Source organism: Sphingomonas sp. Sphisp66, assembly GCF_047324325.1.
Lineage (GTDB): Bacteria > Pseudomonadota > Alphaproteobacteria > Sphingomonadales > Sphingomonadaceae > Sphingomonas.
Genome location: NZ_CP168508.1, coordinates 4,917,060 through 4,942,697, shown reverse-complemented (window position 1 = coordinate 4,942,697; position 25,638 = coordinate 4,917,060). Strand labels below are relative to the sequence as shown.

Below are 25,638 nucleotides of genomic sequence, written 5' to 3'. Positions count from 1 at the left end.
CTTTTCCCTCTTCCCACACCCCGCTATCGGTTGCGAAGCGAAACGGGAGTGGAAGCATGGCCTACGAGACGATCCTGACCGAGCGCGCCGGCGATGTGCTGGTGATCACGCTCAACCGGCCCGATCGCCTCAACGCCGCGCCGCCGGCGATGTTCGACGAGATCCGCGACGCGCTCGGTAATCTGGGCGACTCCCGTGCGGTGCTGTTCCAGGGCGCCGGCCGCGCCTTCTGCTCGGGCGCCGATGTGGCGAGCGGCGCGCTTGCCTCGGCCGATCCCGGTAACGCCACCCATGCGGCACTGACCGATCATTACAACCCGACGATCCTCGCGGTGACCCGGCTTGGCGTGCCCGTGGTCAGTGCGGTGCGCGGTGCGGCCGCCGGCATCGGCTGCAGCCTCGCGCTCGCCGCCGATTTCTGCGTGGCGAGCGACACCGGCTATTTCCTCCAGGCCTTCGTCAATATCGGGCTGGTCCCCGACGGCGGCGCGACCTGGCTGCTCCCCCGCCTGGTCGGCCGCGCCCGGGCCGCCGAGATGATGATGCTTGGCGAGAAGGTGCCCGCGGTGAAGGCGCGCGACTGGGGGCTGGTCCACAGCGTCGTCTCGGACGAGCAGCTGGAGCATGAGGCGCTCGCGCTCGCCACCCGGCTCGCCGCCGGCCCCACCCAGGCGCTCGGCATGATCCGCCGCGGCATCGGCCAGGCGCTCGAGCTGTCGCTGGAAGAGGCGCTGGCGATGGAAGCCAACCACCAGCGCAGCGCGCGCGGCACCGCCGATTCGATGGAGGGCGGCCTGGCCTTCCTCCAGAAGCGGAAGCCGGACTTCACCGGGAAATAATTCGGCGCCACTGCGCTTCGCGGGTATCCGCGCTTGATTGACGTTACAATGTAACATATCAGGCCCCGATAGACGAAAAGGGTAGCTTCTGGTGTTGGGTAACAGGCAGCGCGAAAGCGGAAGGTGGCGGTTGCACCATCTGTCCGGTCGCGCACGCGCCCTGTTCCTCGCGCTGCTGCTGTCCTTCTGCTGGCAGAGCCTGGTCGTCCAGACGCACCAGCATCTCGATCCGGTCCGCCTGGCGGGACTGGCGCTCACCGCATCCGAAGAGGTGCAGGCGCCGGGCAAGCAGGCTCCCGCGGACCTGCCGGCCAACTGCCCGCTCTGCCGCGAGATGGCGACTGCCGGCGCCTATCTGCTGCCGACGCCCATCGCGCTTGCCGCACCGGAAGCGACCAGCTTCCACTTCACCCCGGCGTCGCTCGACGCCCTGACGCTGCTGCCGCCGGCCCGTGGCTGGCAGAGCCGCGCACCCCCGCTCCGCTCCCAGGCCTGAGGACTCCGCTCGCGAAGAGAGGCGCGTATCCGCGCGCCCATGCGCCGTGGAGTCCCTGATCCCCAAAGACCAAGGTTCCTGGAGCAAGATTTCATGCGTCATCTGTTTCTGCTGAGCGCCGCCACGATCGCGCTCGCCTTCCCCGCCGTCGCCCATGCCGCCGGCCCCGACACCGCCACCCCCGCCGACACCGCCAAGGCGGCCCCTGCCGATGCGCCCGCCGACGGGCAGAGCACCACCGGCAACCATGGCGACGAGATCGTCGTCACCGGCCTGCTCAACCAGAGCGAGAAGGATGTCCTCGCCGGCACCTCGATCGTCTCGGGCGAAGAGCTGACCCGCGACCTGCGGCCGAGCATCGGCGAGACGCTGGCGCGCCAGCCGGGCGTTTCCGCCACCTCTTTCGGCCCCAGCGCCTCGCGCCCGATCCTGCGCGGCTTCCAGGGCGAGCGCGTCCGCGTGCTGACCGACGGCATCGGCTCGATCGACGTGTCGAACACCTCGGTCGACCATGCGGTGGTGATCAACCCACTGCTCGCCGAGCGCGTCGAGGTGCTGCGCGGCCCGTCCGCGCTGCTCTACGGCTCCTCGGCGATCGGCGGCGTGGTCAATGTGATCGACACGCGCATCCCGCGCAGCGTGCCGGAGAATGGCTACCGCTTCGATGCGATCGGCAGCTATGGCTCGGCGGCGAAGGAGCGCTCGATCGGCGGCGCCGGTGACGTCGCGGTCACCGACAAGCTCGTGCTCCATGCCGATGGCTCCTACCTGAAGAGCGACGACCTGCATGTCGGCGGCTATGTGCTGACCCCCGAGGCACGCGCCCAGGCGCTGGCCGCGGCCGCCGGTCCGACCACGCCGGACGATCCCGACTTCGCCGCCACCGCCGCGCTGAAGAACACCCTGCCCAACAGCTTCGCCAAGACCTGGACGGCGGGCGTCGGCGCGTCGATCATCACCGACACCGGCAGCCTCGGCATCTCGTACAGCCATTATGACAGCTTCTACGGCGTGCCGATCCGCTATGCGCTCGCTTCGGGCGAGGAGCAGGAGGCGCCGCGGCTGAGCCTGGTCCAGAACCGCTTCGACCTGCGCGGCGAAGTCGATACCGGCGGCGGCTTCCTCAAGCAGATCCGGCTGCGCGCCGGCTATGCCAATTACCGCCACTTCGAGCTGGAGGAAGACGGCTCGATCGGCACCGCCTTCTACAACAAGGGCATCGAGGGCCGGCTCGAGCTGGTCCAGGCCAATCGCGGCGGCTGGAGCGGCGCGTCGGGCGTGCAGTTCTTCAACCGCGACTTCAACGTGGTCGGCGACGAGGCCTTCCTGCCGAAGAACTCGACCCAGCAGATCGGCCTCTTCACCCTGCAGCAGTTCGATTTCGGCGCGCTCAGGGCCGAGGGCGGTCTGCGCTACGAGATGACCACCCAGCAGGCCAACCCGATCGACGGCGACCTGCGCTTCTTCTCGGGCAAGCGCGACTTCAATGCGCTCTCCGGCTCGGCGGGCCTGTCCTATGCGCTGGGCGACGGGGTGCGGATCGGCGTGAACCTGTCGCGCACCGAGCGCGCGCCTTCGGCCGAGGAGCTGTTCGCCCGCGGCGGCCATGCCGGCACGCAGAGCTGGGAGCTGGGCAGCCCGGACTTCGGGCTCGAGAAGTCCTGGGGTCTGGAAGGCTCGCTGCACGTCCACAAGGAAGGCTTCAGCCTCGACGCCTCGGCCTATTACAACTGGTTCTCCAACTATATCTCCGAGAACCAGGTCGATCCGGCGATCTGCCAGGCGGCAGCGGCACCGAGCGGGCGCGACGTCGACCTGCCCTGCTTCCAGTTCCAGCAGGCGGCAGCGCGCTATTACGGCTTCGAGGCCGATGCCTCGTTCCGCGTCGCCAAGATCGGCGGCACCTCGATCAACGTCGATGCGCTGGGCGACTATGTCCATGCCAACATCGTCGACGAGGGCCCCGTGCCCCGCATCCCGCCGATGCGCGTGCTCGGCGGGATCGAGGCACAGTCGGACCGGGTGACCGGCCGCGTCGAGGCCGAGCATGTCTTCGAGCAGGACCGGGTCGCCGCGTTCGAGACGCCGACCAGCGACTATACCCTGGTCAATGCCTCGATCGCCTTCCGGCCGATCCCGGGCAACCAGAAGATCTCGCTGCTGCTCAGCGCCAACAACATCTTCGATGTCGATGCGCGGCGCCATTCGAGCTTCCTGAAGGACTTCGCCCCGCTGGCGGGACGCGACCTGCGCGCGACGGTACGCGTCGGCTTCTAAGGCCGGGAAGCGGGAGCGGCGGCGCCGGAGAACCGCGCCGCCGCTCCCCTCGACTGCGAGTATTTTGGAGTAAAAGACATGCGCTGCGGACAACCGGCGGCCGCGCCTTCCGCTATCGACTGGGTCGAGCGGATGGCGGTCGGCGCCTCGGTCCTGTGCCTCATCCACTGCGCCGGCCTGCCGTTGCTGCTGGCGGCACTGCCCGCCCTGTCGCGGCTGGTCGCGCTGCCAGAGACACTGCATCTGTGGATCCTGGTGCTGGCGGTGCCCAGCTCGGGGCTTGCCCTGCTGGTCGGCACCTGGCGGCACCGGCTGTGGCAGCCGCTCCTTGCCGGCGGCATCGGCCTGGCCCTGATGGCGGCAGGCGCGTTGCTCTTCGCCGAGACGCCCCAGGAAGTGCCGCTGACCATCGCGGGCAGCCTGTTCCTGGTGTTCGGCCATGTCCGCAATTGGCGGCTGCGGCACCGCCACCACCGCCATGGCTGAGCAGCGGCGCGCCGCCGGGCAGCTGAACGAGGCGATCCTTCGCCTGCTTCAGGATGCCGGGCGGCCGCTCAGGGTGGTCGAGATCCGGGCACGGCTCGACAGGGACGGCGAGATCGCCGCGCCGAGCCTGATCTTCCGCGCCATCCGCCAGCTCGCCGAGCGCCGGGCGATCCACAAGGTCGAGATCGCCCGCGGCTATGTCGCAGGTGACGGCACGCGCAGCATCGCCCTGCTCTGCCGCAGCTGTGGCGAGGTGACGCTGGTCGACTGCCCCCAGGCCTTCGACGCACTCGACGCGCTGGCCGAGCGGCACGGGCTGAGCCGGCCGAAGCACATGGCGGAAGCGGCAGGCATCTGCGCGCGATGCCGGGAGCAGGTTGACCACCGCCCCAAGGTCGTGGCAGGGGGCGAGCGCATCGTTGCTCCACGGCTTGCCGGGCAGGCCGGCAGCGACGCAGGAAACTGACGAACAATCAGGCTCTTGCGGGTATAGCACAATGGTAGTGCAGCAGCCTTCCAAGCTGAATACACGGGTTCGATTCCCGTTACCCGCTCCACCTGCTCCAGGCATATGACCACCAAAACCGCTCCGCTCGCACTGTACGTGCACTGGCCGTTCTGCGTGTCGAAATGCCCCTATTGCGACTTCAACAGCCATGTCCGCGAGAGCGTCGACCAGGCTGCATGGCGCAGCGCGATGCTCGCCGACCTGGCGCATGAGGCGGCGGAACTACCGGGGCGCAGGCTGGGCTCGATCTTCTTCGGCGGCGGCACGCCTTCGCTGATGCCGCCCGAGACGGTCGCCGCGGTGATCGAGGCGGCGGAGCAGCATTGGGGCTTCGAGCCCGGCGTAGAGATCACGCTGGAGGCCAACCCGTCCTCGGTGGAAGCGGCGCGCTTCGCCGACATCGCCTCGGCCGGGGTGAACCGGGTGTCGCTGGGGCTGCAGGCGCTGGACGACGACGCGTTGCGCTTCCTGGGCCGGGCGCACGGGGTGGAGGAGGGGCTGGCGGCGCTCGACACGGCGCAGCGGGCGTTCGACCGGGTCAGCTTCGACCTGATCTATGCCCGGCCGGACCAAGGCCTGTCCGAGTGGGAGGCGGAGCTCACCCGTGCCCTCTCCTTCGACACCGAGCATCTCTCGCTCTACCAGCTGACCATCGAGCCAGGCACGCGCTTCGCCACCCTGTTCGAGAAGGGCGAGCTCAAGGCCTATGACCCCGATGCGGCGGCCGACCTGTTCGAGGCGACGCGGGCGATGACGCGCGCTGCCGGGCTGCCGGCCTATGAAGTCTCCAACCATGCCCGGCCGGGCGCCGAGAGCCGGCACAACCTGACCTATTGGCGCTACAGCGACTATGCCGGCGTTGGCCCAGGCGCGCATGGCCGGCGCGGGGGGATGGCGACGGTGCGCCACAAGAAGCCCGAGAACTGGCTGAACGCGCTGGGCCGCAACGGGCACGGCATGGAGCGCGAGGACCCGCTCGACCTGCACGACCGCGGCGTCGAGGCGCTGGTGATGGGGCTGCGGCTGGCCGAGGGCGTCGACCTGGCCCGCATCCCCGATGCGCCGCTCGACCTGAAGGCACTGGCGCTGCTGGAGACGCAGGGGCTGGTCATGCGGACGGGCACCCGGCTGATCGTAACCGACGCGGGCATGCCGGTGCTCGAGGCGATCCTGCGCGAGCTGGTGCTGGCCTAGAGCTTCCTACCGCGCGCGGCGCGGCGGCTTGGCAAAGTACATGAAGTACACGCCCGAAGCGGGTTTTCGTGGGGCTTGGGTTGAGCAGGGTCCCACTGGGGCTTCGGATCCCGCAATAATGTTGCGCGAGAGCGATCCTATTTTTCCTACGGCTTCCGCAAGCTTCCCGTCATCCCGGCGAAAGCCGGGATCTCGGGCGAGGGCGCGTGCGGCGGGACAAGAGCGGCACGAGATCCCGGCTTTCGCCGGGATGACGGTTATGGGGAAGGACGCCTATGGCGCGCCTATCCGGCCTTCGCGTCGAGACGCACTGCCCCTCTCCCCGGCCCTCTCCCCTGGAGGGGAGAGGGAGAAGAAGTTCTTAGTTCCCGAAGCCCGTCGGCGCCGGGGAGATCGTCACCGTCGTCCCGGCCTTCACTTCCTGCACCTCGAGCGCGCGTTCGGCGATGCCGTCGCGGCCGAAGCGGAAGGCGCCGTCGAGGCCGCCAAAGCCATCGGGCGCCGTCAGGCGGCGTTCGGGGAAGATGTCGCCCGGGCGCCATTCGCGGGCGATGCGCACGGTGAGCAGCACTGCGTCATAGCCGAGCGTCGACAGCCGGTACGGCGCCGCGCCGAAACGGGTGCGGTACTTGGTGGCATAGGTGCGATAGTAGTTGTCGGGCACGCTGGCGAACCAGGCGCCATTGAGCACCGCATTCGCGCCGATCGCCGAATCGGTGTTCCACAGCTCGGTGCCGAGTATGCGCGAGGTCTTGCCGCCGGCCGACTTGCGGATGATCGGCGCCGCGGTGACGCCGCTCGCCCCCGAGCCGGCGATCAGGATCGCCTGATAGGGGGTGCGCGACAGCTTGGTGATCGCCGTCGTCATCGAGCCGGGGCGGCCGTCATAGCTCTCCATCGCCAGCACCTTGCCGCCCTGGTCCTCGACCGCGCGCAGGAAGCTGGTCGAGGCGCGCTCGCCATAGACGCCCGAGGTCATCAGCCCGACAAAGTTGGTGACGCCCTGGGCACGGGCATAATCGACCACGCGCTCGATCGACTGAGCCGGCGAATAGCCAAGCAGATAGGTGCCGTTGCCGGCCACGCTGGTGTCGTTCGAGAAGCTCAGCACCGGCACGTGCGCGGCGCGGGCGATCGGCGCGACCTCGCGCGCTTCCTCGGCGAGGAGCGGGCCGAGGATCAGCTTGTTGCCGTCGGCGATCGCCTGGCGCGCGGCATTGGCGGCACCGCCGGCGGTGTCATAGGTGGTGATGCGCAGCACGTCCGACTTTGTGTCGAGGATCGCGAGCTGGGTCGCATTGGCCAGCGACTTGCCGACGCCGGCATTCGGGCCGGTCATCGGCACGAGCAGGGCGACGCGGTGGCGCTCGACATCCTGGGGCAGGCCCGGGGTGATCGGACGCGTCGAGGGCCGCTCGCGCGGCACCTCGACCGTCGGGGCGGGGCGCGATTCGGGGACTACCCGCGGCCCGCTGGCGCAGGCGGCGAGGAGCGCGGCGAGGCCCAAAGCGGCCCAGCGCAGGATGCCCCGTTGCGGATTCACGGTCGCGTCTGCCATTTACTCTCCCCGATGGACACTGTTCTCACGCCCGGCCTCTATATCGTCGCCACCCCGATCGGCAATCTCGGTGACCTGTCACCGCGCGCCAGCCAGATACTCCTGAACGCCGATCTGGTTGCGGTTGAGGACAGCCGTGTGACAGCCGGACTGTTTCGCCACCTCGGCGCCAAGGGCAAGATGCTTCCCTATCATGACCATAATGCCGATGCGGTGCGCCCCGGCCTGGTCGCGCGGATGGCGACCGAGGCGATCGCGCTGGTCTCGGACGCGGGGACGCCGCTGATCTCGGATCCCGGCTTCAAGCTGGTCCGCGACGCGCGCGAGGCGGGCCATGCGGTGACGACGATCCCCGGCCCCTGCGCGGCGATCGCGGCACTGACGCTGGCCGGGCTGCCGACCGACCGCTTCCTGTTCCTCGGCTTCCTGCCGAGCAAGCAACAGGCGCGGGCCGAATCGATCGCCGAGATCGCCGGCGTGCGGGCGACGGTGGTGCTGTACGAATCGGGGCCGCGGCTCTCCGCCTGCCTGACCGCGCTGGCCGAGGGACTGGGCGACCGCGAGGCGGCGGTGGCGCGCGAGATCAGCAAGAAGTTCGAGGAATGCGTGACCGGCTCGCTCAGCCAGCTGGCGGAACGCTATGCCGAGGCGCCGCCCAAGGGCGAGATCGTCGTGGTGGTGGCGCCGCCGGGCGCGCCGGCCCCGGCCAGCGGGGAAGATGCCGACGCCGCGCTCGCCGAGGCGCTGACCCGGCTGCCGGCGAGCAAGGCGGCGGGCGAAGTGGCGAAGAAGCTCGGGCTCGATCGCAAGGCGCTCTATGCGCGGGCGATGGAGATGAAAGGGTAGCGGACGGGTACCTTGTCCGTCACCCCGGCACCAAATTCGTCATCCCGGCGAAAGCCGGGATCTCGTGCCGCATCGCGCCTTCGCCTGAGATCCCGACTTTCGTCGGGATGACGAAGCTAGCCTATGCGTATTCCTGCTCGAGCAGGCGCATCTCGTCGGCGCCGGTCAGTTCGGCCAAGCGCTTGAGATAGGTTTCGGCCAATTGGCGACGGCGGAGCGCGGCGGCTTCCGTCATGGCGCGTTTGGCAGCTGCAAGTTCCTGAGCGGCGCGACGCCGATAATAGCGTTCGTTCGATTCCATTGGATGCAGACCCCCCGGAAGCACCGATGAACCCGGTTCGGTGCGACTCGGTCTGGCGATGGTAACCAAAGTTATCCACAGGTGCGAGTCGTGAGGGGTAAGAGACCAACGGATCGCCGCGCTGCGGCAACGCGTGGCCGCTAAGGTGGTGGGTGGGGGGTGTGATGACCTTGCCGCAAGCGCCGGAAAATCGGCGATTCGCGGTTTGCGCGGCCGCCCGCGGAACCGATCGCGTGCTGCGCCGCGGCGGCGCGTTTCCCGGGTGTCGGCGGGACAATGGCATTGCGGTTCGACGGGCAGGATGGAACGATATCGCAATGACAATATCGGCAGCCGAAATTGCCCGCGACTTTCTTGCTGTGGTCTGGGACGGCGCACCGCCGGACGACGAAACACTTGGCCGTGCGCTGGATCGTCTGCTCGCGGCGTCGCATGACGTGCCGGATAGGTCTCCCGGCGAGATCGAGCTCGATCCACCGCCGATCGACGGCCCGGCGCTCTACCGCGAAGCGGCCCGACGCTTTCCGGACTATGGCCGCTATCCCCTGGTCGATCCGCTCGCCGAGATCGAGGACGCCACAATGATGCTGGCGGACGCGATCGACGACCTTGTCGACATTACCAGGGAACTGCGCGAGGTGATCTGGTGCGATGCCCATCTCGGCCCCGACGATGGCGCCTGGCAATTCCGGATGCTCTCCTCCCACTGGGTGAGGCATGCGCGCTGGCTCTCCGTCTATCTGCATACCCGCCAGTTCGGCTGAATGGCGATGAACCGGCCTCGCCCGCGCAGGACACTGGAGCAGCGGCGCAAGGCCGAGACCGAGGGCCGGCGCGGCGAGCGGATCGCCGGCTGGTGGCTGCGGCTCAAGGGGTGGAGCATCCTCGACCGGCGCGTGCGGACGCCGGCGGGCGAAGTCGACCTGGTCGCGCGCAAGGGCAATCTGGTGGCGTTCGTCGAGGTAAAGACCCGCGCCACGGCCGCCGATCTCGACCATGCGATCGACGAATATCGGCTCGCCCGCGTTGCCGCCGCGGCGGAATATCTGATGCCGCGCTATGCCGGGCCGGGCGACGATATCCGGGTCGACGTAATCCTCATTGCCCCCCGCACCCTCCCTCGCCATATCGAGAACGCCTGGATGGGGTGACTTATACGAATAAGTCACCTACAGCGTTTCCCGAAGGAGGCCGAATGTCGCTCAATGTCGCCGTGCAGATGGACCCGCTCGATGCGATCAACATCGCCGGAGACTCGACCTTCGCGCTGATGCTGTCGGCGCAGGAGCGCGGGCACCGGCTGTTCCACTATGCCGCCGAGGACCTGAACTATTCGGCCGGCCGGGTATGGGCGAAGGCGCATCCGGTGACGGTGCAGCGTGTGGCCGGCGATCATTTCAAGTTCGGCGATCCGGTGCAGCTCGACCTGGGCGAGGAAGCGGACGTGGTGCTGATGCGCCAGGACCCGCCCTTCGACCTGGGCTATATCACCGCGACGCACCTGCTCGAGCGGATCGCCGACCGGACTTTGGTGGTCAACGACCCCGCATCGGTGCGCAACGCGCCCGAGAAGGTGTTCGTCCTCGACTATCCGCAGTTCATGCCGCCGACGCTGGTGACGCGCAGCCTGGAGGAGGCACGTGCCTTCCTGGCGGTGCACGGCGAGATCGTGATCAAGCCGCTGCACGGCAATGGCGGCAAGGCGATCTTCAAGGTGGGCAGCGACGGCGCCAACCTCTCCGCGCTGATCGAAGTGTTCAACACCGCCTATCGCGAGCCGCACATGGTGCAGGCCTTCCTCCCCTCGGTCGCGGCGGGCGACAAGCGGATCGTGCTGGTCGACGGCGACGTGGCCGGCGCGATCAACCGCATCCCGGGCGAGGGCGAGATCCGATCGAACCTGGCGGTGGGCGGCAGCGCGGCCAAGACCGAGCTGACGCCACGCGAGCAGGAGATCTGCGACGTGCTCGGCCCCGAGCTGAAGAAGCGCGGGCTGCTGTTCGTCGGCATCGACGTGATCGGCGGCGAATGGCTGACCGAGATCAACGTCACCTCTCCCACCGGCATCGTCGCGATCGACCGGTTCAACGGCACCGATACCGGCGCGGTGATCTGGCAGGCGATCGAACGCCGCGTGGCGGAACTAGGGTAAGATCTGGCCCATGCGTGTTCCCCGGTGAAGGCCGGGGTGCAGCAGCGGCGAACCAGGCGAGGGGCTGGCGCCTCTCCAGTGACAGTGCAACTGGGCCCCGGCCTTTGCCGGGGAACCGACAGGGGAAAGCCGCGTAAGCAAATGATCGGTGCAGCGTAGATGTGGGACGCGGTTTCCTGGGGCTATTGGGGCATTTTCTGGCTGATGGTGCTGGAGAATGTGATCCCGCCGATCCCCTCCGAAGCGATCATGAGCGTGGGCGGCATCGCCGTCGCGCGCGGGCAGATGGACTTCACCCTGCTCGTGCTGGTCGGCACCGCCGGCACGGTGCTGGGCAATCTCTTCTGGTGGGAGATCGGCCGGCGGCTCGGCTATCAGCGCCTCAAGCCGATGATCGACCGCTGGGGCCGCTGGCTGACGCTCGACTGGCCCGAGATCGAGAGGCTCAAGGCCTATTTCGACCGATGGGGCGGGCCGACCGTGCTGATCTTCCGCTTCATGCCGGTGGGGCGCACGATCATCTCGATCCCCGCGGGCCTGATGCACATGCCGTTCTGGCGCTTCGTCGGCTATACCGCCATGGGCAGCGCGGTCTGGAACACGCTGCTCGTCGGCCTGGGCTATGCGCTGGGCGCGACGATCGCCGATATCGAGCATTGGGTCGCGCCGATGGTGTTCGCGATCATCGGGTCGGTGGTCGCGATCTATCTGTGGCGGGTGTTCACCTGGAAGCCTCGAGGCTGATCAGGCGCGGGGATGGGCGTTGCGATAGACGTCGAGCAGGTGCGCGGCGTCGACTGCGGTATAGACCTGGGTCGAGCTGAGGCTGGCATGGCCGAGCAGCTCCTGCAGCGCGCGCAGATCGGCGCCGCGGCCGAGCAGGTGGGTGGCGAAGCTGTGGCGCAGCGCGTGCGGGGTGGTGCGGTCGGACAGGCCGAGCGCGGTGCGCGCGGCGCGGACCGACTTGCGGATCACGCCGGGCGGCATCGGCCCGCCCTTGGCGCCGCGGAACAGCGGGGCGTCGCGGGAGATGCCGTACGGGCATTGCCGGGCATAGACCTCGATCGCGTCGCGGACCTGGGGGAGCAGCGGGACGATCCGCGTCTTGTCGCGCTTGCCGGTGACGCGCATCGCGTCGCCGAGCGGCAGCACCGCGCCGGTGAGCGCCACCGCCTCGCCGATGCGCAGGCCGGCGCCGTAGAGAAGAAGCAGCACCGCCCAGTCGCGCGCGGCAAGCCAGGGCTCGCGGGCGTCCTCGGACACGGTCTCGGCGAGCGCGACCGCTTCGTGCGGAGCGATCGGGCGGGGGATGCCCTTCTTGACGCGCGGGCCCTTGAGGCGGGGCAGCTCGGCATCCTCGCCGGCGGCGAATTTGAGGAAGCCGCGGACGGCGGAAAGCTCGCGCGCGGCGGAGGTGTTGGTCAGGCCCTGGTCGCGGCGATGGGCGAGATAGGCGCGCAGGTCGGTGGCGGTGGCTTTCGCGAGGTCGTCGCGGGTGACGGGGCCGCCCCAGTGATTCTGAAGAAAGGCGACCAGCCGCTCGGCGGTGGCGCCGTACGCCCGCACGGTATGCGCCGAGCGCCGCCGGTCGCGGGCGAGATGCTGCGCGTAAAGGAGCGGGAGGACGGGGTCGGGCATTGCGGGGGAGCATAGCTATCCCTCTCCCCTCTGGGGAGAGGGAGGGAGCGCCGAAGGCGCGGAAGGGAGAGGGGCAGTGCGGCGAACCGCATGGCCTGCCTCTCGTTCTGCCCCTCTCCCTTCCCACCGCTTCGCGGCGGGCCCCTTCCCTCTCCCCGGTGGGGAGAGGGAGATCAGACTCAGCCGATCTTCTGGCCGGTCTTGGCCCAGTCGGCCATGAACGCGGCGATGCCGGCGTCGGTCAGCGGGTGCTTGACCAGCTGGCGGATCACCGCCGGCGGAGCGGTCATCACGTCGGCGCCGATCTTGGCGGCCTCGAGCACATGGATCGGGTTGCGCACCGAGGCGACCAGGATCTCGGTGTCGAAGGCGTAATTGTCGTAGATCGTGCGGATGTCGGCGATCAGGTCCATGCCCGGATAGCCGATATCGTCGTGGCGGCCGACAAAGGGCGAGATGAAGGTCGCGCCGGCCTTGGCGGCGAGCAGCGCCTGGTTGGCCGAGAAGCAGAGCGTGACGTTGACCATCGTGCCGTCGCTAGTGAGCGCCTTGCACGCCTTGAGGCCCTCGATCGTCAGCGGCACCTTGACCGCGACATTGTCGGCGACCTTACGGACGATCTCCGCCTCGCGCATCATGCCCTCGAAATCGAGCGCGACGACTTCGGCCGAGACGGGCAGGCCCGGCACGATCTCGCAGATCTCCTTGACCACTTCGAGGAAGTCGCGGCCAGCCTTGTGGATCAGCGAGGGGTTGGTGGTGACGCCGTCGAGCAGGCCGGTATCGGCCAGGTCGCGGATGTCGGCGGTGTCGGCGGTGTCGGCGAAGAACTTCATCTGGAATCCTTGTCAGTCGTGCGTGAGCATGAGCTTTGCGCGACCGCCCTTAAGCCGATTCACCGTGACGCGATAGGTGCCGGGACGCATCCGGTAATAGAGGATCTTGCGGATCGTCGAGCAACGCGGGCCGCGGCTTTCCGACGCCATGCGCAGCGCACGCCGGCCGGTGGCGGGCCAGGCGTCGATCCAGCCGTCCTGGTCGATCGCGATACCGACCGTGCCCGCCTTGCGGATGGCGATCCGCGTCTCGAGCTTGCCGCCGCGCGCCGGCAGCGTCACCGCATGGCCGGTATCGAGCCCGCGCCCGTCGCGCGTCCAGCCGGCGAGCGGCCGGGGCAGGCGCGTGTCGAGCGCAGCGCAGCGGCCCTGCGCAGCCATGCCGATCGCCAGTGCCGTAAGAATCATCGCCTTTCCTCCCCTTGATCGCGCAGATGTTCCATGAATGTTCCTGTCCCAGCAACAAAAGCTTGCACCGAAATGAAGACGATGCGTTTAGGCGGGATGCGCGCGTTCCTTGCCCTTCCCCTGCTGCTGGCCGGTACCCCGGCATGGGCGCAGCAGACCGACGACCAGCTCTGGCTCCAGGCCAGCAGCGTGATGCGTGTCGGCGCGCATGAAGAGGCGACGGTGGAGAGCATCGCCCGCTTCGGCGACCGCGCGCGCGGCCTGGCACATACCGAGATCGGCGGGCTGTTCGCCTGGAAGATCGGCAAGGTCGAGCTGGCGATCGGCTATCGGCATGTCGAGGATTTCGTCGGCGACCGCACGCTGCCCAATGAGGAGCGGATCCGCCAGCATGTGATCGTGCCGCTGGGCGCCGGTTTCGCCACCCGGGTGCGGCTGGAGCAGCGCTTCAACAGCTCGGGGCCGGAGATTGGCCACCGGGTGCGCGGGCAGCTGCGCTTCAACACGGACCTGATCCGGGGCAGACTCGGCCTGTTCGCCACGCACGAGACCTTCCTCAACTTCAACACCACCGGCTGGGGCCAGCGCAGCGGGATCGAGCGGGTGCGCGCCAATATCGGGCTGGGCGTGCCGATCGGCCGACAGCTGCGCGGCGAGATCGGCTATCTCAACCAGTATCGCTTCGGCCGAGGCGGCGCGCGCGACCAGATGGACCATGCGATGACGATCGGGCTGACGCTGCGGCCTTAGCCGCGCATTTGCGTCGCAAAACCTGTTCCCTGGCGAAGGCCGGGGCCCAGTTGCCACGTCGTTCGAGAGGTTTGACCGCCTAGCCAGGTGCGCCGAGACTGGGCCCCGGCCTTCGCCGGGGAACTGCATTGCCAGAAGCCTCTTGGTTACTCCCCCGCGACCAGCATCGCCTTCACCTTGGCGCCCGGCAGGCCCGAGACGTAGAGCCGGTAGAGCCCAGGCTTGAGATCGAAGCGGACGATCTTGCGGATGCTCGAGCATTCGGGGCCATGGCCGTGCTTCACCGAAGTGAGCGCCGCGCCGCCCTCGGTGCCCGGCAGCACGTCGATCCAGCCGCCCTGGTCGAGCGCGATGCCGTAGATGCCGGCAGTCTCGACCTTGAAGCCGATCGTCGCCGCCTTGCCCGGCTTGCTGCCGGCCGGCAGTCCCTTGAGCGCCGCCGCGTCGATCGTGTCGAGCTCGACTGCCTTGCCGGGGGTGAACTCGTCGCCGGGCTTCACCCAGCCGAGCAGGCCGGTCGGCAGGCTGGCATCGGTCGCCTTGCAGGCCGTGGTCTGGGTGGCGGGCGCAGTCTGGGCGAGCAGCAGGGCGGCGGCGAACAGCATCAAATTCTCCCGATCATCTTATAATCGCCATCCCCGCGAAGGCGGGGATCCAGGGTGGCAGAGCGCAGTCCCTCGTGACTCTGGATCCCCGCCTTCGCGGGGATGACGAAAAACAGAATGGATAGCGAGACGATACGGGGATTCCGTTTCCGGCGCAAAAGCCCATATGAGGGCGTCTCATGTCCCGCGCCCGCGTCCTCGTCCTGCATCCCGCGCTCGGCCCCCTCGACTATCGCGTGCCCGCCGGCATGCAGGTCGCGCCGGGGTCGATCGTCGTCGTGCCGATCGGGCCGCGCCAATATGCCGGGGTGGTCTGGGAGCCCGAGCGGCTGCCGACCGAAGAGATCGGCGACAACCGCCTGCGCAACATCCTCGCTGTTGCAGACGCCCCGCCGATCCCGGCATCGGTGCGCCGGCTCGTCGAATGGACCGCGGACTATTATCTGAGCCCGCCCTCGGCGGTGCTGGCGATGGCGCTACGTACCTCCGCCGCGTTCGAGAGCGCGCCGACGATCACCGAATATCGCGCAACCGGCCAGGTGCCCGAGCGGCTGACTCCGCAGCGCGCCCAGGCGCTGGAGCGGATCGGCGAGCGCCAGGGGCTGGTGAAGGAACTGGCGCTGGTCGCCGATGTCTCGGACGCAGTGATCCGCGGGCTGGTCAAGGTCGGTGCGATCGAGGCGGTGGTGGTCGATACCGACACGCCCTACCCCCTGCCCGACCCCAATTTCGCCCCACCCCAGCTCAATCCCGAACAGGCCGATGCCGCATCGATCCTGCGCCAGGCGGTGGGGGCGGAGGCGTTCCAGCCCTTCCTGCTCGACGGCGTGACCGGATCGGGCAAGACCGAAGTCTATTTCGAAGCGGTCGCCGCCGCGATTGCCGCGGGCAAGCAGACGCTGGTGCTGCTCCCCGAGATCGCGCTGACCGAGCCCTTCCTCACCCGCTTCGAGAAGCGCTTCGGCTGCGATCCGGTCGCCTGGCATTCGGGCCTGCGCACCTCGCAGCGCCGCCGTGCCTGGCGGGCGATCGCCCGCGGCGAGGCGCTGGTCACGGTCGGCGCGCGATCGGCTTTGTTCCTGCCCTATCCGAACCTGGGCCTGATCGTGGTCGACGAGGCGCACGAGACCAGCTTCAAGCAGGAGGACGGCGTCCATTACCACGCGCGCGACGTGGCGGTGATGCGCGGGCGGTTCGAGGAATGCCCGGTGCTGCTCGCCTCCGCCACGCCGGCGATCGAGACGCGCCACCAGGTCGAGCTCGGCCGGTACGAGGAACTCAAGCTGCCCGGGCGCTACGGCGCGGCGGAGATGCCGGAGATCGTTCCGATCGACATGCTCCAGGCTCCGCCCGAGCGCGGCCGCTGGCTGGCGCCGCCGCTGGTCAAGGCGATCGACGAGACGCTGGCGCGGGGCGAGCAATCGCTGCTGTTCCTCAACCGGCGCGGCTATGCCCCGCTGACCCTGTGCCGGCACTGCGGCCACCGTTTCCAATGCCCGAACTGCACCGCCTGGATGGTCGAGCACCGGCTGCTCAAGCGCCTGTCCTGCCATCATTGCGGGCACACGATTCCGGCACCCGAGATCTGCCCCGAGTGCAAGAGCGAGGACACGCTCGTCGCCTGCGGCCCCGGCGTGGAGCGGATCGCCGACGAGGTCGCGGCGCTGTGGCCCGAAGCCAGAACAGCAATTGTCACGTCGGACACGCTCTGGTCGCCGGCCAAGGCCGCCGAGTTCGTCTCGCGGATGGAGCATGGCGCGATCGACATCGTCGTTGGCACCCAGCTGGTGACCAAGGGCTATCACTTCCCCAACCTCACCCTGGTCGGCGTGGTCGATGCCGATCTGGGGCTGGACGGCGGCGACCTGCGCGCCAGCGAGCGGACCTTCCAGCAGATCATGCAGGTGGCGGGGCGCGCCGGGCGCGGCGAGAAGCCGGGGACGGTCTATATCCAGACCCACGCGCCCGATGCGCCGGTGATGCAGGCGCTGGTATCGGGCGATGCCGAAAGCTTCTACGCCGCCGAGACCGACGCGCGGCGCGATGCCGATGCCCCACCGTTCGGCCGCTATGCCGCGATCATCGTCAGCTCCGAGGACCGAGCCGCGGCGGAGGAGACCGCGCGGATGATCGGCCGCACCGCGCCCGAGATCGGCGAGGACATGCACGTCTATGGCCCGGCTCCCGCCCCGCTGGCGATGCTGCGCGGGCGGCACCGCTACCGGCTGCTGGTGCACGCGCGGCGCAGCTTCGACGTGCAGCAGGTGCTGCGCGACTGGCTGGGCGGGCTGGCCTGGAGCCAGAAGGTGCGCGTGGCGGTTGACGTGGACCCGTACAGCTTCGTCTGATCCGGTCCAAATTGCGGCTTGTGCGCGGATCGCGCCGCGATAAGCATCTGGGTGAAAACGGGGGATTTCCAGATGTTACGCAAGCTGCTCGCGGCCGCTCTCCTCGCCTTGCCCGTGGCGGCGCACGCCGACTGGTATGAAGCCAGCACCGGGCATTTCATCGTCTATTCCGAGCAGAAGCCCGAAAAGCTCAGGGACTTCGCCACCAAGCTCGAGCGGTTCGACAAGCTGATCCGCTATATCCGCAAGGTGAAGGACGAACCGATCGGCCCGGCCAACCGGCTGACCGTCTATGTCGTCGACGATACCAGCGATGTCGCCAAGCTGGCGGGGGAGAGTTTCGTCGCCGGCTTCTATCGCCCGCGCGCCGGCGGATCGCTCGCCATCGTCCCGCGCAGCGCCGGGGACGGCGACGCCAACGACCTCGGCCCGCTGCAGATCCTGCTCCACGAATATGCCCACCACCTGATGTGGAGCCTCACCCCGAACATCGTCTTTCCGTCCTGGTACATCGAGGGATCGGCGGAGTTCTTCGCCACCACCCGCTACGACAAGGACGGCAGCATGGTGATCGGCCTGCCGCCGCAATATCGCGGCTATGGCATCCTGGAGGGCAACTGGCTGCCCGCCGACAAGCTGCTGATGGCCGATACGCTGAAGCTCAACGACACCCAGCGCGAAGGGCTCTACGGGCGCGGCTGGCTGCTGAACCACTATCTGCTGTTCAACGACAAGCGACAGGGCCAGCTCCTCACCTATCTGAATGCGCTCAACGCCGGCAAATCGGCCAGGGATGCCGCCGCGGCGTTCGGCGACCTGAAGCAGCTCGATCGCGAGCTGGAGAGCTACAAGCACAGCAAGCTCCAGGCCCGGCGCGTGGAGGCGGAGCAGACCCAGGTGGGCAGCGTCGAAATCCGCCCGCTCACCCCGGGCGAGGCAGCGACGATGGACGTGCGCATCCGCTCCAAGAACGGCGTCAGCGAGAAGACGGCCCCCGGCGTCTATGCCGCCGCGAAGAAGGCCGCCGCGCCCTATCCCAATGACCGCGGCGCGCAGCTGGTGCTCGCCGAGGCGGCCTATGACGCGGGCGATTATGCCGTGTCCGAAGCCGCCGCGGACCGCGCCATCGCCGCCGATCCCAAGGCCGTGGACGGCTATGTCTACAAGGCGATGTGCCGGATGGCGCTGGCGAGCAAGGCCAAGGACTTCAGCAAGGAAAGCTGGTCCGCCATCCGCAAGATCATCGCCAGCGGCAACCGGATCGATTCCAAGGACCCCGAACCGCTGATCCTCTATTACAGCAGCTATGTGGAGCAGGGCCTTCCGCCGCCCGCGATCGCCAAGGACGCACTGTACGACGCCTTCAGCTATGCGCCGCAGGACAGCGGACTGCGCCTGACCACCGCCGCGATGCTGCTGAAGGACGACGACACGGCACGTGCGCGCAGCCTGCTCGCGCCACTCGCCTATCAGCCGCATGGCAAGGGCCTGGCCCAGTTCGCCGCCCTGCTGGTCGCCAAGATCGACGCGGGCGATACGGCCGGGGCGAAGGCGGCGCTGGACGGTGACGCGGCGAAACGCGCGGAGGCCGAAGAGGAGTGACGCACCCGGCTTGAACCGCCGCTGCTTTTGCACGAAAGCTGCCGGCACAAATGGAGGTCGGGGTTCGATGATGCGTCGGTTGCTGATGGTGGTGGCGCTGCTCCTTGCCTGGACGGCTCCCGCGCATGCCGACGACATCTCCGCCTCCGCGCGCGGCGTGGTGCGCATCGTCACCATCGCGGTGGTCGATGACGAGGTGGTCGGCTTCGGCCATGGCAGCGGCTTCGCGGTGACGCCCAACCGGATCGTCACCAACGCGCATGTCGTCGAGCTCGCCTCGCGCTATCCCGACAATGTCGTGATCGGCGTCGTCCCGTCCGAGGGCGACAAGTCGTACCAGGGCAAGGTGATCAAGATCGACCAGGCACGCGACCTGGCGCTGATCGAGTTCACCGGGGTGCGCCTGCCGCCGCTCACCCTGTTCGGCGGCAAGATCTCTGACGGGGATTCGCTGATCGCGCTCGGCTATCCCGGCAATGTCGACATCGCCACCGCGCGCTCGGCAGCCGACTTCATCAAGCCGCAATCGCCGGTGCGCTCGCAGGGAGGGTTCGCCGGCCTGCGCCAGCTGAGCGGGGTGAGCGTGCTGCTCCACACCGCCAGCATCGCGCGCGGCAATTCGGGCGGCCCGCTGCTCGATCGCTGCGGCCGGGTGCTGGGGGTGAACTCGGCGATCACCCATAATGACGAGGGCGATTCGACCTTCGCCTTCGCCATTGCCGGCAGCGAGCTGGCGGCGTTCCTCGCCGAGGCGAAGCAGCCGGTCTCGACCATCGACGTGCCCTGCACCTCGGTCGAGGAGCAGATGGCGCAGGAGCGGAGCGCCGACGAGAAGGCGCGGCTGGCGGCCGACGAAGTCTCGCGCGCCGATGCCGCCAAGGCCGCGGCCGAGCGCGACGACGCGATCGCCCAGGCCCGCAACCGCGCCGAGACGACGCGCGAGAACTACATGGCCGGCGCCGCGGTGCTGCTGGTGCTCGGCGCGCTGGCGGTAGGAGGCGGCGGGCTGCTGCTCTCCCGCGAGCGCAAGCGCGAGGCGATCTGGGTCGCGGCGGGCGGCGGCGTGCTGATGCTCGGCGCGGTGGCGCTGTTCCTCAGCCGGCCGGGCTTCAACGAGAATTCAGTGCTGCCGGTGCCCAAGGCGGCGGCGAGCGGCGCTGCGGCGATGCTGGCGCAGGGCAAGCTGGTCTGCACACTGGTGCCCGAACGCAGCCGGGTGATCGTCTCGGCCACCGACAAGGTCGATCTCGACATCGGCAATGACGGCTGCATCAACGGCCGCACCCAATATGCCGAATCGGGCACACACTGGCAGCGCATCCTGGTCCCCGACCAGGAAGCCAATGTCTCGGTGCTCGACTTCGACCCGGCAACCGGCACCTATACCAACACGCGCTATCTGCTCTCGTCCGAGCAGATGAAGCAGGCGCGGGCGCTGCGGAAGGGCGTGCCGCTGAAGGAATGCTCGACCGACCAGGCCAAGCGCGCCGAATTGGCAACCCAGCAGCAGAACATCCGCACGGCGCTGCCGGCGGTGTACAACGAGAAGCTGGTGTATCGGTGCGCCGCGGCTGGGGGCGAGGCGGCGGAGTAATCCCTCTACCGATTTGCGGGAGAGGGACGCCGACCCCGGCGAAGGCCGGGGGAGGGGCCGAAGGGGGCGGCGAGCACATCGCCTGCCGCACTGCCCCTCTCCCCAGCCCTCTCCCCGGATGGGAGAGGGAGTTAGAGGCGATCCACCCGCGCGGCGAAGCAGCCGCGCCTGGCATTGTGGGCGTGGAGATACGCCACCGCCGGATCGGCGAGCATCCGCGCGATCAGCGGTTCGAGGTCGCGGCCCTCGATCACCTCGGCATCGGTCATCATCCCCGCGTCGTCGAACGCGCGGACCGAGAGCAGGCGGATCGCCAGCGGCTCGGGCACTTCGTTCTCGAAGCGCGCCGCCACCTCGGCGCCTTCGCGCACGAAGATCGCATGGCTGCTCCGATAGGGCGAGGCGACGGGCAGATGCGTGTAATTGACCAGCAGCACGGTCTCGCCCGACTCGACATCGACCAGCTCGACCCGGCACGGCGCATCGGGCTTCTTTTCGACAGTGAAGCGCACCACCTGCTCGGCGGCGAGCGTCGCGTCCGACAGACCATAGAGGCGGCGGAACGGCGCGGGGTCGATGCCCTGGATGACATAGCTCATGCGTCACCGCCCTCGCGCCTGAGCAGCGCCTGCTTGCGATCGACGCCGTACGCATAGCCGCCCATGCTGCCGTCCGAGCGGAGCGCGCGGTGGCAGGGGATGATCACCGGCACATGGTTGGCGCCGCAGGCCGTGCCCGCCGCACGGACCGCGCCGGGGCTGCCCACAGCGGCGGCAAGTTGCGCATAGCTGCGCGTCTCGCCCGGCGGGATCGCGCGCAGCGCCTGCCACACCGCTTCCTGGAAGGCAGTGCCCTGCACGTCGAGCGGCAGGTCGGTGTCGCGCCCTGGGCTCTCGACCTCGGCGACGACGCGCGCCGCCAGCGCCGACAGCGCCGTGCCGCCCTGGACGATCTCCGCCGCGGGGAAGCGCGTGGCGAGGCCGAGCGCATTCTCGTCGAACGCGACGCGGCACAGCCCCTTGTCGGTCGCCGCGATCAGCAACGGGCCGAGGCTGGTCTCGGCGATGGTCCAGCGGATCGTCACCCCCGCGCCGCCGCGCTTCCACACGCTGGGCGACATGCCGAGCCGGGCATTGGCAGTCTCGTAGAAGCGGCTCGGCGCCGAATAGCCGGCCTCGTATATCGCTTCGGTGACGCTGCCTTCGTCCAGCGCCGCCGCTGCGCGCTTCGCCTTGAGGCTGCGGGCATAGGCGGCGGGCGTCACGCCGGTGGCGCGCTTGAACAGCCGGTGGAAGTGATGCGGGGCATAGCCGACCGCCGACGCGATTTCGTCGAGCGAGACGCTCTCCTCCGCCGCCTCGATCAGCGCCACCGCCCGGGCCACCGCGATCCGGTCGCGGCCGACCTCGTCGGGCTTGCAGCGCAGGCAGGCGCGATAGCCGGCTTGGCGGGCGGCTTCGGCGTCATTGTAGAATTCGACATGCTCGCGCTTGGGCCGCCGCGCCGGGCAGGTCGGCTTGCAATAGATGCGCGTGGTGGTCACCGCGACGATCAGCCGCCCGTCGAATGCGCGGTCACGCGCTTCGAAGGCGGCCCAGGCAGCGTCTTCGGAGAGGAGGAGTTCGTGGGTCATGGGAGGGATATAGGCCTCTCCTCCCAGCCCCACATCCCGGGGATTGCGGCCAAACGAACATGAGCGTCATCCCGGCGAAAGGCGGGATGACGAATATGGGTCGGGATGGCGGAAGGGGGCGCGGGATGACGCCCCGAACAATAACTCATACAATAGCCCCCTTGCCCCCTGCCTCGAAACCCGCCACTGTTAGCGCTAACGGGCGCGCCGACGTCCGGCGGGAGAGAGCAATGTCCTTCTGGCGACGCACGCGCGCCCTGCGCTGGTGGATCATCGGGATCGTGATGCTGGGCACGATCGTGAACTATCTCACCCGCTCGACCCTGGCCGTCGCCGCGCCGGTGTTCATGCCCGACCTGGGCATCGACGAGCGCCAATATGGCTGGATCACCGCCGCCTTCCAGGCCGGGGTGATGCTCCAGCCGGTGGTCGGCTATATCCTCGATACCATAGGGCTGCGCACCGGGCTCGCCGTGTTCGCGAGCTGCTGGGGGCTGCTGACCATGGCGCACGGCCTCGCCTTCAACTGGCAGATGCTGTTCGGGCTGCGCGGTGCGCTGGGCTTTGCCGAGGGGACCTCGCACACCGGCGGATTGAAGGTCGTCTCGGAATGGTTCCCGGCGAAGGAGCGCGGGCTCGCCGGCGGCATCTACAATCTCGGCGCCTCGGCCGGATCGGCGCTGGCGGCGCCTTTGGTCGCCTGGTCGATCTGGATGTGGAACTGGCGTGCGGCCTTTGTCATCGCCGGCGCGCTGGCGCTGTTCTGGGTGCTGCTCTGGCTGCGCTTCTACCGCAGCCCCGCCGAGCATCCCGACATCGGCGAGGAGGAGCGCGCCTATATCCTTGCCGGGCAGGAAGCGCATACCCAGGCTGCCGGCACCCGCCCATCGGTCCTGTCGATCCTCCGCCAACGCAACTTCTGGGGCATCGCCATCCCGCGCTTCCTGGCCGATCCGACCTGGGGCACGCTCACCTTCTGGCTGCCGCTCTATCTGGTGAAGGTCCGCCATTTCGACCTGGGCGAAATCGCCATCTCGGCCTTCCTGCCCTTCGTCGCCGCCGACCTGGGCTGCCTGTTCGGGCCTACATTGGTGCTGTGGCTCCAGCGCCGCGGCATCGACCTGATCGACGCGCGGCGCTGGACCTTCACCTTTGGCGCGGTGCTGATGACCGGAATGCTGTTCGTCGGCAGCGTCGAGAGCGCCTGGGCGGCGGTCGGATTGCTCTGCCTGGGCGGCTTCGCGCACCAGACGCTGTCGGTCACCTGCATCACCATGGCGAGCGACCTGTTCCGCCGCGACGAGCTCGGCACTGTTGCCGGCATGGCCGGCACGCTCGCCAATGCCTCGATCCTGATCTTCTCGCTGCTGATGGGGAGCCTGGTCGCCTCGATCGGCTACAACCCCTTCTTCATCGCCCTTGGCCTGCTCGACCTGATCGCGGCGGCCGTGCTCTGGACCCTGGTGCGCAAACCCGCATGACCCGCAATCCCATCCTGCCCGGCTTCAACCCCGATCCCTCGATCGTCCGCGTCGGCGAGGACTATTACATCGCCACCTCGACCTTCGAATGGTTCCCCGGGGTACAGATCCATCACAGCCGCGACCTGGCGAACTGGGAGCTGGTCGCCCGGCCGCTCAACCGCGCTGCCCAACTCGACATGCGCGGCGATCCGGACAGCTGCGGCGTGTGGGCGCCGTGCCTGAGCCATGACGGCGAGCGCTTCCACCTGATCTACACCGATGTGAAGCGCTATGGCCGCACCACGGTCGGCGGCGCATCGGGGGCGAGCCTGCGCGACTTCCACAACTATCTGGTCACTTGCGAGACGATCGACGGCGACTGGTCCGATCCGATCCACCTGAACAGCAGCGGCTTCGATCCCTCGCTCTTCCACGACGAGGATGGCCGGAAGTGGCTGCTCAACATGCTGTGGGACCATCGCCCAGGCCGCAATCGCTTCGCCGGGATCGTGGCGCAGGAATATTCGCCGGCGGAGCAGCGGCTGGTCGGCGAGCGGGTCAACATCTTCCCCGGGACGCCGCTGGGGCTGACCGAGGCGCCGCACCTCTACAAGCGCGATGGCTGGTATTACCTGCTGACGGCAGAAGGCGGCACCGGCTGGAACCATGCCGTGACGATGGCGCGCTCCCGCAGCCTCACCGGCCCTTACGAGCTGCATCCCGACATCTACATCCTGAGCAGCCGCACCCGCCCCGACGCAGCGCTTGCGCGCGCCGGCCATGCTGACCTGGTCGAGACGCCCACGGGCGAGCCCTGGCTGGTCTATCTGTGCGGCCGGCCGCTCCCCAATCGCGGGCGCTGCGTGCTGGGCCGCGAGACGGCGATCCAGCCGATGCGCTGGGGCGCGGATGGCTGGCTCTACACGACGGGCGAGCCCGGCATGCCGATGCTCGAGGTGCCGGGACCGGAGGGTCGGGCGCCGGCCGATGCGCGAGACGATTTCGATGACCCCATGTTGCCGATCGACTTCCAATGGCTGCGCACGCCCGAGCAGGAGGCAATCTTCAGCCTGACCGCCCGGCCAGGCCATCTTCGGCTATATGGCCGCGAGACGATCGGCAGCCTGTTCACCCAGGCGCTGGTCGCGCGGCGGCAACAGGCATTCTGCTATTCAGCGAGCTGCGCGCTCGACACTGCGCCGCGCAACTTCCAGCAGGCCGCGGGGCTGGTCGCGTACTATAACGCCTCCAAATTCCATTACCTCCACGTCTCACATGACGAGGAATCGGGCCGCCATCTGCGGGTGATGTCGGCGCTGCCCGATTCGCCCCAGGCCGACAGCTTCACCGCGCCGATCGCGATTCCCGAAGGGCCGGTCGAGCTGCGGATCGAAGTCGATTACGAGCGGCTGCGCTTCGCCTGGCGGTTGGCGGGCGGCGCGTGGAACTGGCTGCCGGAGCAGTTCGACGCCTCGATCCTCTCCGACGAAGCGAGCGCCCCCGGCCTGCCCAACTTCACCGGCGCGTTCATCGGCATGGCGTGCCAGGACATGTCCGGCGCGGGGCTCCACGCGGACTTCGACTGGTTCGCCTATCGGGAACGGGACTTCAGTCCTCGCGGACCGGACGGCGCATAAGCCGGCGAAGCGGCGGGATCGTCGGCTTCGCGCCCGACTTGCCGGTGCCGAAGCGCGCGGCAAGCGCGGCCGAGAGATCGGCGAGGATCTGCTCCTGCCCACGAAAGGCATGCGCGATCTCTTCCTCGGTCAGCGCCTTCATGAAGGCGCAGCCATAGGAGTTACCCGAGCGGCGCACGACCTTGGCGGCGCGGGAGCCCGCACCCGACAGGCCGAGCGAGACCAGCGTGCCGACCGGCAGGTCGATCTCCGAGCCGAAGCGGAAGCCGGTGCGCGAGAAATCCTCGACCTGCACGTCGATCGGCGCGCCATCGGGGGTGCGCAGGGTCGAGGGCGAATCCGCATCGAAACGGATCGCGCCGCGGCGGTCGATATCTCCGAGGATCTCAAGCTTGGCGACGAGCAATTTGGGGCTCCATGGTTGGCACCCCGAGCGTAGCCGGAGAGGCGTTAACGAGAGCTTTGCG

The 25,638-nt window shown here is 68.7% G+C and carries 26 protein-coding genes and 1 tRNA gene; 18 read left to right on the top strand and 9 right to left on the bottom strand.

Annotated features, from left to right (window positions below):
• Window positions 1-56: 56 nt before the first annotated feature.
• The 7 genes from ACEN8G_RS22875 to hemW all read left to right on the top strand — a co-directional run bounded on the left by ACEN8G_RS22875 (window position 57) and on the right by hemW (window position 5,800).
• Window positions 57-839, top strand: a complete 783-nt coding sequence (locus ACEN8G_RS22875) for an enoyl-CoA hydratase-related protein (protein WP_413419183.1) — start codon at window positions 57-59, stop codon at window positions 837-839.
• 130 nt (window positions 840-969) lie between these two features.
• A complete protein-coding gene (locus ACEN8G_RS22870) occupies window positions 970-1,335 on the top strand; it encodes a hypothetical protein (protein ID WP_413419185.1) in 366 nt (121 codons plus the stop codon).
• Between the two features lie 93 nt (window positions 1,336-1,428).
• The gene (locus ACEN8G_RS22865) at window positions 1,429-3,612 is read left to right on the top strand and encodes a TonB-dependent receptor (RefSeq protein ID WP_413419187.1); all 2,184 of its coding nucleotides are present in this window, start codon (window positions 1,429-1,431) and stop codon (window positions 3,610-3,612) included.
• Window positions 3,613-3,690: 78 nt separating this feature from the next.
• Window positions 3,691-4,098, top strand: coding sequence for a MerC domain-containing protein (locus ACEN8G_RS22860; RefSeq protein ID WP_413419329.1), 408 nt, complete (start codon window positions 3,691-3,693; stop codon window positions 4,096-4,098).
• The gene (locus ACEN8G_RS22855) at window positions 4,052-4,564 is read left to right on the top strand and encodes a Fur family transcriptional regulator (protein WP_413419331.1); all 513 of its coding nucleotides are present in this window, start codon (window positions 4,052-4,054) and stop codon (window positions 4,562-4,564) included. The genes ACEN8G_RS22860 and ACEN8G_RS22855 overlap by 47 nt, the downstream gene beginning before the upstream one ends.
• A gap of 17 nt (window positions 4,565-4,581) precedes the next feature.
• Window positions 4,582-4,655, top strand: a tRNA-Gly gene (locus ACEN8G_RS22850).
• Window positions 4,656-4,669: 14 nt separating this feature from the next.
• Window positions 4,670-5,800, top strand: a complete 1,131-nt coding sequence (hemW, locus tag ACEN8G_RS22845; RefSeq protein WP_413419333.1) for a radical SAM family heme chaperone HemW — start codon at window positions 4,670-4,672, stop codon at window positions 5,798-5,800.
• Between the two features lie 361 nt (window positions 5,801-6,161).
• On the opposite strand, the gene ACEN8G_RS22840 is transcribed toward hemW, so the two are convergent.
• The gene (locus ACEN8G_RS22840) at window positions 6,162-7,358 is read right to left on the bottom strand and encodes a penicillin-binding protein activator (RefSeq protein WP_413418089.1); all 1,197 of its coding nucleotides are present in this window, start codon (window positions 7,356-7,358) and stop codon (window positions 6,162-6,164) included.
• Between the two features lie 12 nt (window positions 7,359-7,370).
• On the opposite strand from ACEN8G_RS22840, the gene rsmI reads away from it, so the two are divergent.
• Entirely contained in the window at window positions 7,371-8,204 is an 834-nt protein-coding gene (gene rsmI, locus ACEN8G_RS22835) for a 16S rRNA (cytidine(1402)-2'-O)-methyltransferase (RefSeq protein ID WP_413418091.1), read from the top strand.
• A 121-nt stretch (window positions 8,205-8,325) separates the two neighbouring features.
• Here rsmI and ACEN8G_RS22830 read toward each other — a convergent pair whose 3' ends face one another.
• Window positions 8,326-8,505, bottom strand: a complete 180-nt coding sequence (locus ACEN8G_RS22830) for a hypothetical protein (protein ID WP_307116241.1) — start codon at window positions 8,503-8,505, stop codon at window positions 8,326-8,328.
• A 164-nt stretch (window positions 8,506-8,669) separates the two neighbouring features.
• Here ACEN8G_RS22830 and ACEN8G_RS22825 point away from each other — a divergent pair, with 164 nt between their 5' ends.
• From ACEN8G_RS22825 to ACEN8G_RS22810, 4 genes are all read left to right on the top strand, one after another.
• Window positions 8,670-9,269 carry a hypothetical protein gene (locus tag ACEN8G_RS22825; protein WP_413418094.1) on the top strand — a complete coding sequence of 200 codons (600 nt, stop codon included), beginning with the start codon at window positions 8,670-8,672 and terminating at the stop codon, window positions 9,267-9,269.
• Between the two features lie 6 nt (window positions 9,270-9,275).
• A complete protein-coding gene (locus ACEN8G_RS22820) occupies window positions 9,276-9,656 on the top strand; it encodes a YraN family protein (protein WP_413418096.1) in 381 nt (126 codons plus the stop codon).
• Window positions 9,657-9,700: 44 nt separating this feature from the next.
• A complete protein-coding gene (gene gshB / locus ACEN8G_RS22815) occupies window positions 9,701-10,657 on the top strand; it encodes a glutathione synthase (RefSeq protein WP_413418098.1) in 957 nt (318 codons plus the stop codon).
• A gap of 159 nt (window positions 10,658-10,816) precedes the next feature.
• Entirely contained in the window at window positions 10,817-11,401 is a 585-nt protein-coding gene (locus ACEN8G_RS22810) for a DedA family protein (protein WP_413418100.1), read from the top strand.
• Here ACEN8G_RS22810 and ACEN8G_RS22805 read toward each other — a convergent pair whose 3' ends face one another.
• The 3 genes from ACEN8G_RS22805 to ACEN8G_RS22795 form a co-directional block, all read right to left on the bottom strand.
• Complete coding sequence (locus tag ACEN8G_RS22805; protein ID WP_413418102.1) at window positions 11,402-12,295, bottom strand: tyrosine recombinase XerC; 894 nt, start codon at window positions 12,293-12,295, stop codon at window positions 11,402-11,404.
• 179 nt (window positions 12,296-12,474) lie between these two features.
• The gene (fsa, locus tag ACEN8G_RS22800; protein ID WP_307116246.1) at window positions 12,475-13,131 is read right to left on the bottom strand and encodes a fructose-6-phosphate aldolase; all 657 of its coding nucleotides are present in this window, start codon (window positions 13,129-13,131) and stop codon (window positions 12,475-12,477) included.
• Between the two features lie 12 nt (window positions 13,132-13,143).
• Window positions 13,144-13,539 carry a hypothetical protein gene (locus ACEN8G_RS22795; protein WP_413418104.1) on the bottom strand — a complete coding sequence of 132 codons (396 nt, stop codon included), beginning with the start codon at window positions 13,537-13,539 and terminating at the stop codon, window positions 13,144-13,146.
• A 96-nt stretch (window positions 13,540-13,635) separates the two neighbouring features.
• On the opposite strand from ACEN8G_RS22795, the gene ACEN8G_RS22790 reads away from it, so the two are divergent.
• Window positions 13,636-14,289, top strand: coding sequence for a DUF2490 domain-containing protein (locus tag ACEN8G_RS22790; RefSeq protein ID WP_413418106.1), 654 nt, complete (start codon window positions 13,636-13,638; stop codon window positions 14,287-14,289).
• Window positions 14,290-14,435: 146 nt separating this feature from the next.
• Here ACEN8G_RS22790 and ACEN8G_RS22785 read toward each other — a convergent pair whose 3' ends face one another.
• Complete coding sequence (locus tag ACEN8G_RS22785) at window positions 14,436-14,894, bottom strand: hypothetical protein (RefSeq protein ID WP_413418108.1); 459 nt, start codon at window positions 14,892-14,894, stop codon at window positions 14,436-14,438.
• 179 nt (window positions 14,895-15,073) lie between these two features.
• Here ACEN8G_RS22785 and ACEN8G_RS22780 point away from each other — a divergent pair, with 179 nt between their 5' ends.
• The 3 genes from ACEN8G_RS22780 to ACEN8G_RS22770 all read left to right on the top strand — a co-directional run bounded on the left by ACEN8G_RS22780 (window position 15,074) and on the right by ACEN8G_RS22770 (window position 20,438).
• Entirely contained in the window at window positions 15,074-17,242 is a 2,169-nt protein-coding gene (locus ACEN8G_RS22780) for a primosomal protein N' (RefSeq protein WP_413740702.1), read from the top strand.
• 72 nt (window positions 17,243-17,314) lie between these two features.
• A complete protein-coding gene (locus ACEN8G_RS22775) occupies window positions 17,315-18,844 on the top strand; it encodes a hypothetical protein (RefSeq protein WP_413417715.1) in 1,530 nt (509 codons plus the stop codon).
• Between the two features lie 67 nt (window positions 18,845-18,911).
• Window positions 18,912-20,438, top strand: a complete 1,527-nt coding sequence (locus ACEN8G_RS22770) for a S1C family serine protease (RefSeq protein ID WP_413417713.1) — start codon at window positions 18,912-18,914, stop codon at window positions 20,436-20,438.
• A gap of 131 nt (window positions 20,439-20,569) precedes the next feature.
• On the opposite strand, the gene ACEN8G_RS22765 is transcribed toward ACEN8G_RS22770, so the two are convergent.
• Both ACEN8G_RS22765 and ada read right to left on the bottom strand, forming a co-directional pair.
• Window positions 20,570-21,037 carry a DUF1203 domain-containing protein gene (locus ACEN8G_RS22765; protein WP_413417711.1) on the bottom strand — a complete coding sequence of 156 codons (468 nt, stop codon included), beginning with the start codon at window positions 21,035-21,037 and terminating at the stop codon, window positions 20,570-20,572.
• The gene (ada, locus tag ACEN8G_RS22760) at window positions 21,034-22,071 is read right to left on the bottom strand and encodes a bifunctional DNA-binding transcriptional regulator/O6-methylguanine-DNA methyltransferase Ada (RefSeq protein WP_413417709.1); all 1,038 of its coding nucleotides are present in this window, start codon (window positions 22,069-22,071) and stop codon (window positions 21,034-21,036) included. The genes ACEN8G_RS22765 and ada overlap by 4 nt, the downstream gene beginning before the upstream one ends.
• Before the next feature lie 230 nt (window positions 22,072-22,301).
• Between ada and ACEN8G_RS22755 the strand changes: the two genes are divergently transcribed.
• Together ACEN8G_RS22755 and ACEN8G_RS22750 are read left to right on the top strand one after the other, a co-directional pair.
• On the top strand, window positions 22,302-23,552 hold the full coding sequence (locus ACEN8G_RS22755; protein WP_413417707.1) for an MFS transporter: 1,251 nt from the start codon (window positions 22,302-22,304) through the stop codon (window positions 23,550-23,552).
• Window positions 23,549-25,171, top strand: a complete 1,623-nt coding sequence (locus ACEN8G_RS22750) for a glycoside hydrolase family 43 protein (protein ID WP_413417705.1) — start codon at window positions 23,549-23,551, stop codon at window positions 25,169-25,171. Before ACEN8G_RS22755 ends, ACEN8G_RS22750 begins: the two co-directional genes overlap by 4 nt.
• Here ACEN8G_RS22750 and ACEN8G_RS22745 read toward each other — a convergent pair.
• Complete coding sequence (locus ACEN8G_RS22745; protein WP_413417703.1) at window positions 25,143-25,577, bottom strand: PilZ domain-containing protein; 435 nt, start codon at window positions 25,575-25,577, stop codon at window positions 25,143-25,145. The genes ACEN8G_RS22750 and ACEN8G_RS22745 overlap by 29 nt on opposite strands.
• Window positions 25,578-25,638: the final 61 nt, after the last annotated feature.

Excerpts from the sequence above, each read along its gene's own strand:
- ACEN8G_RS22875 (WP_413419183.1), top strand. The coding sequence starts at position 57 with ATGGCCTACGAGACGATCCTGACCGAGCGCGCCGGCGATGTGCTGGTG.
- ACEN8G_RS22865 (WP_413419187.1), top strand. The coding sequence starts at position 1,429 with ATGCGTCATCTGTTTCTGCTGAGCGCCGCCACGATCGCGCTCGCCTTC.
- ACEN8G_RS22860 (WP_413419329.1), top strand. The coding sequence starts at position 3,691 with ATGCGCTGCGGACAACCGGCGGCCGCGCCTTCCGCTATCGACTGGGTC.
- ACEN8G_RS22855 (WP_413419331.1), top strand. The coding sequence starts at position 4,052 with ATGTCCGCAATTGGCGGCTGCGGCACCGCCACCACCGCCATGGCTGAG.
- hemW (WP_413419333.1), top strand. The coding sequence starts at position 4,670 with ATGACCACCAAAACCGCTCCGCTCGCACTGTACGTGCACTGGCCGTTC.
- ACEN8G_RS22840 (WP_413418089.1), bottom strand. The coding sequence starts at position 7,358 with ATGGCAGACGCGACCGTGAATCCGCAACGGGGCATCCTGCGCTGGGCC.
- rsmI (WP_413418091.1), top strand. The coding sequence starts at position 7,371 with ATGGACACTGTTCTCACGCCCGGCCTCTATATCGTCGCCACCCCGATC.
- ACEN8G_RS22830 (WP_307116241.1), bottom strand. The coding sequence starts at position 8,505 with ATGGAATCGAACGAACGCTATTATCGGCGTCGCGCCGCTCAGGAACTT.
- ACEN8G_RS22825 (WP_413418094.1), top strand. The coding sequence starts at position 8,670 with ATGACCTTGCCGCAAGCGCCGGAAAATCGGCGATTCGCGGTTTGCGCG.
- ACEN8G_RS22820 (WP_413418096.1), top strand. The coding sequence starts at position 9,276 with ATGAACCGGCCTCGCCCGCGCAGGACACTGGAGCAGCGGCGCAAGGCC.
- gshB (WP_413418098.1), top strand. The coding sequence starts at position 9,701 with ATGTCGCTCAATGTCGCCGTGCAGATGGACCCGCTCGATGCGATCAAC.
- ACEN8G_RS22810 (WP_413418100.1), top strand. The coding sequence starts at position 10,817 with ATGTGGGACGCGGTTTCCTGGGGCTATTGGGGCATTTTCTGGCTGATG.
- ACEN8G_RS22805 (WP_413418102.1), bottom strand. The coding sequence starts at position 12,295 with ATGCCCGACCCCGTCCTCCCGCTCCTTTACGCGCAGCATCTCGCCCGC.
- fsa (WP_307116246.1), bottom strand. The coding sequence starts at position 13,131 with ATGAAGTTCTTCGCCGACACCGCCGACACCGCCGACATCCGCGACCTG.
- ACEN8G_RS22795 (WP_413418104.1), bottom strand. The coding sequence starts at position 13,539 with ATGATTCTTACGGCACTGGCGATCGGCATGGCTGCGCAGGGCCGCTGC.
- ACEN8G_RS22790 (WP_413418106.1), top strand. The coding sequence starts at position 13,636 with ATGCGCGCGTTCCTTGCCCTTCCCCTGCTGCTGGCCGGTACCCCGGCA.
- ACEN8G_RS22785 (WP_413418108.1), bottom strand. The coding sequence starts at position 14,894 with ATGCTGTTCGCCGCCGCCCTGCTGCTCGCCCAGACTGCGCCCGCCACC.
- ACEN8G_RS22780 (WP_413740702.1), top strand. The coding sequence starts at position 15,074 with ATGTCCCGCGCCCGCGTCCTCGTCCTGCATCCCGCGCTCGGCCCCCTC.
- ACEN8G_RS22775 (WP_413417715.1), top strand. The coding sequence starts at position 17,315 with ATGTTACGCAAGCTGCTCGCGGCCGCTCTCCTCGCCTTGCCCGTGGCG.
- ACEN8G_RS22770 (WP_413417713.1), top strand. The coding sequence starts at position 18,912 with ATGATGCGTCGGTTGCTGATGGTGGTGGCGCTGCTCCTTGCCTGGACG.
- ACEN8G_RS22765 (WP_413417711.1), bottom strand. The coding sequence starts at position 21,037 with ATGAGCTATGTCATCCAGGGCATCGACCCCGCGCCGTTCCGCCGCCTC.
- ada (WP_413417709.1), bottom strand. The coding sequence starts at position 22,071 with ATGACCCACGAACTCCTCCTCTCCGAAGACGCTGCCTGGGCCGCCTTC.
- ACEN8G_RS22755 (WP_413417707.1), top strand. The coding sequence starts at position 22,302 with ATGTCCTTCTGGCGACGCACGCGCGCCCTGCGCTGGTGGATCATCGGG.
- ACEN8G_RS22750 (WP_413417705.1), top strand. The coding sequence starts at position 23,549 with ATGACCCGCAATCCCATCCTGCCCGGCTTCAACCCCGATCCCTCGATC.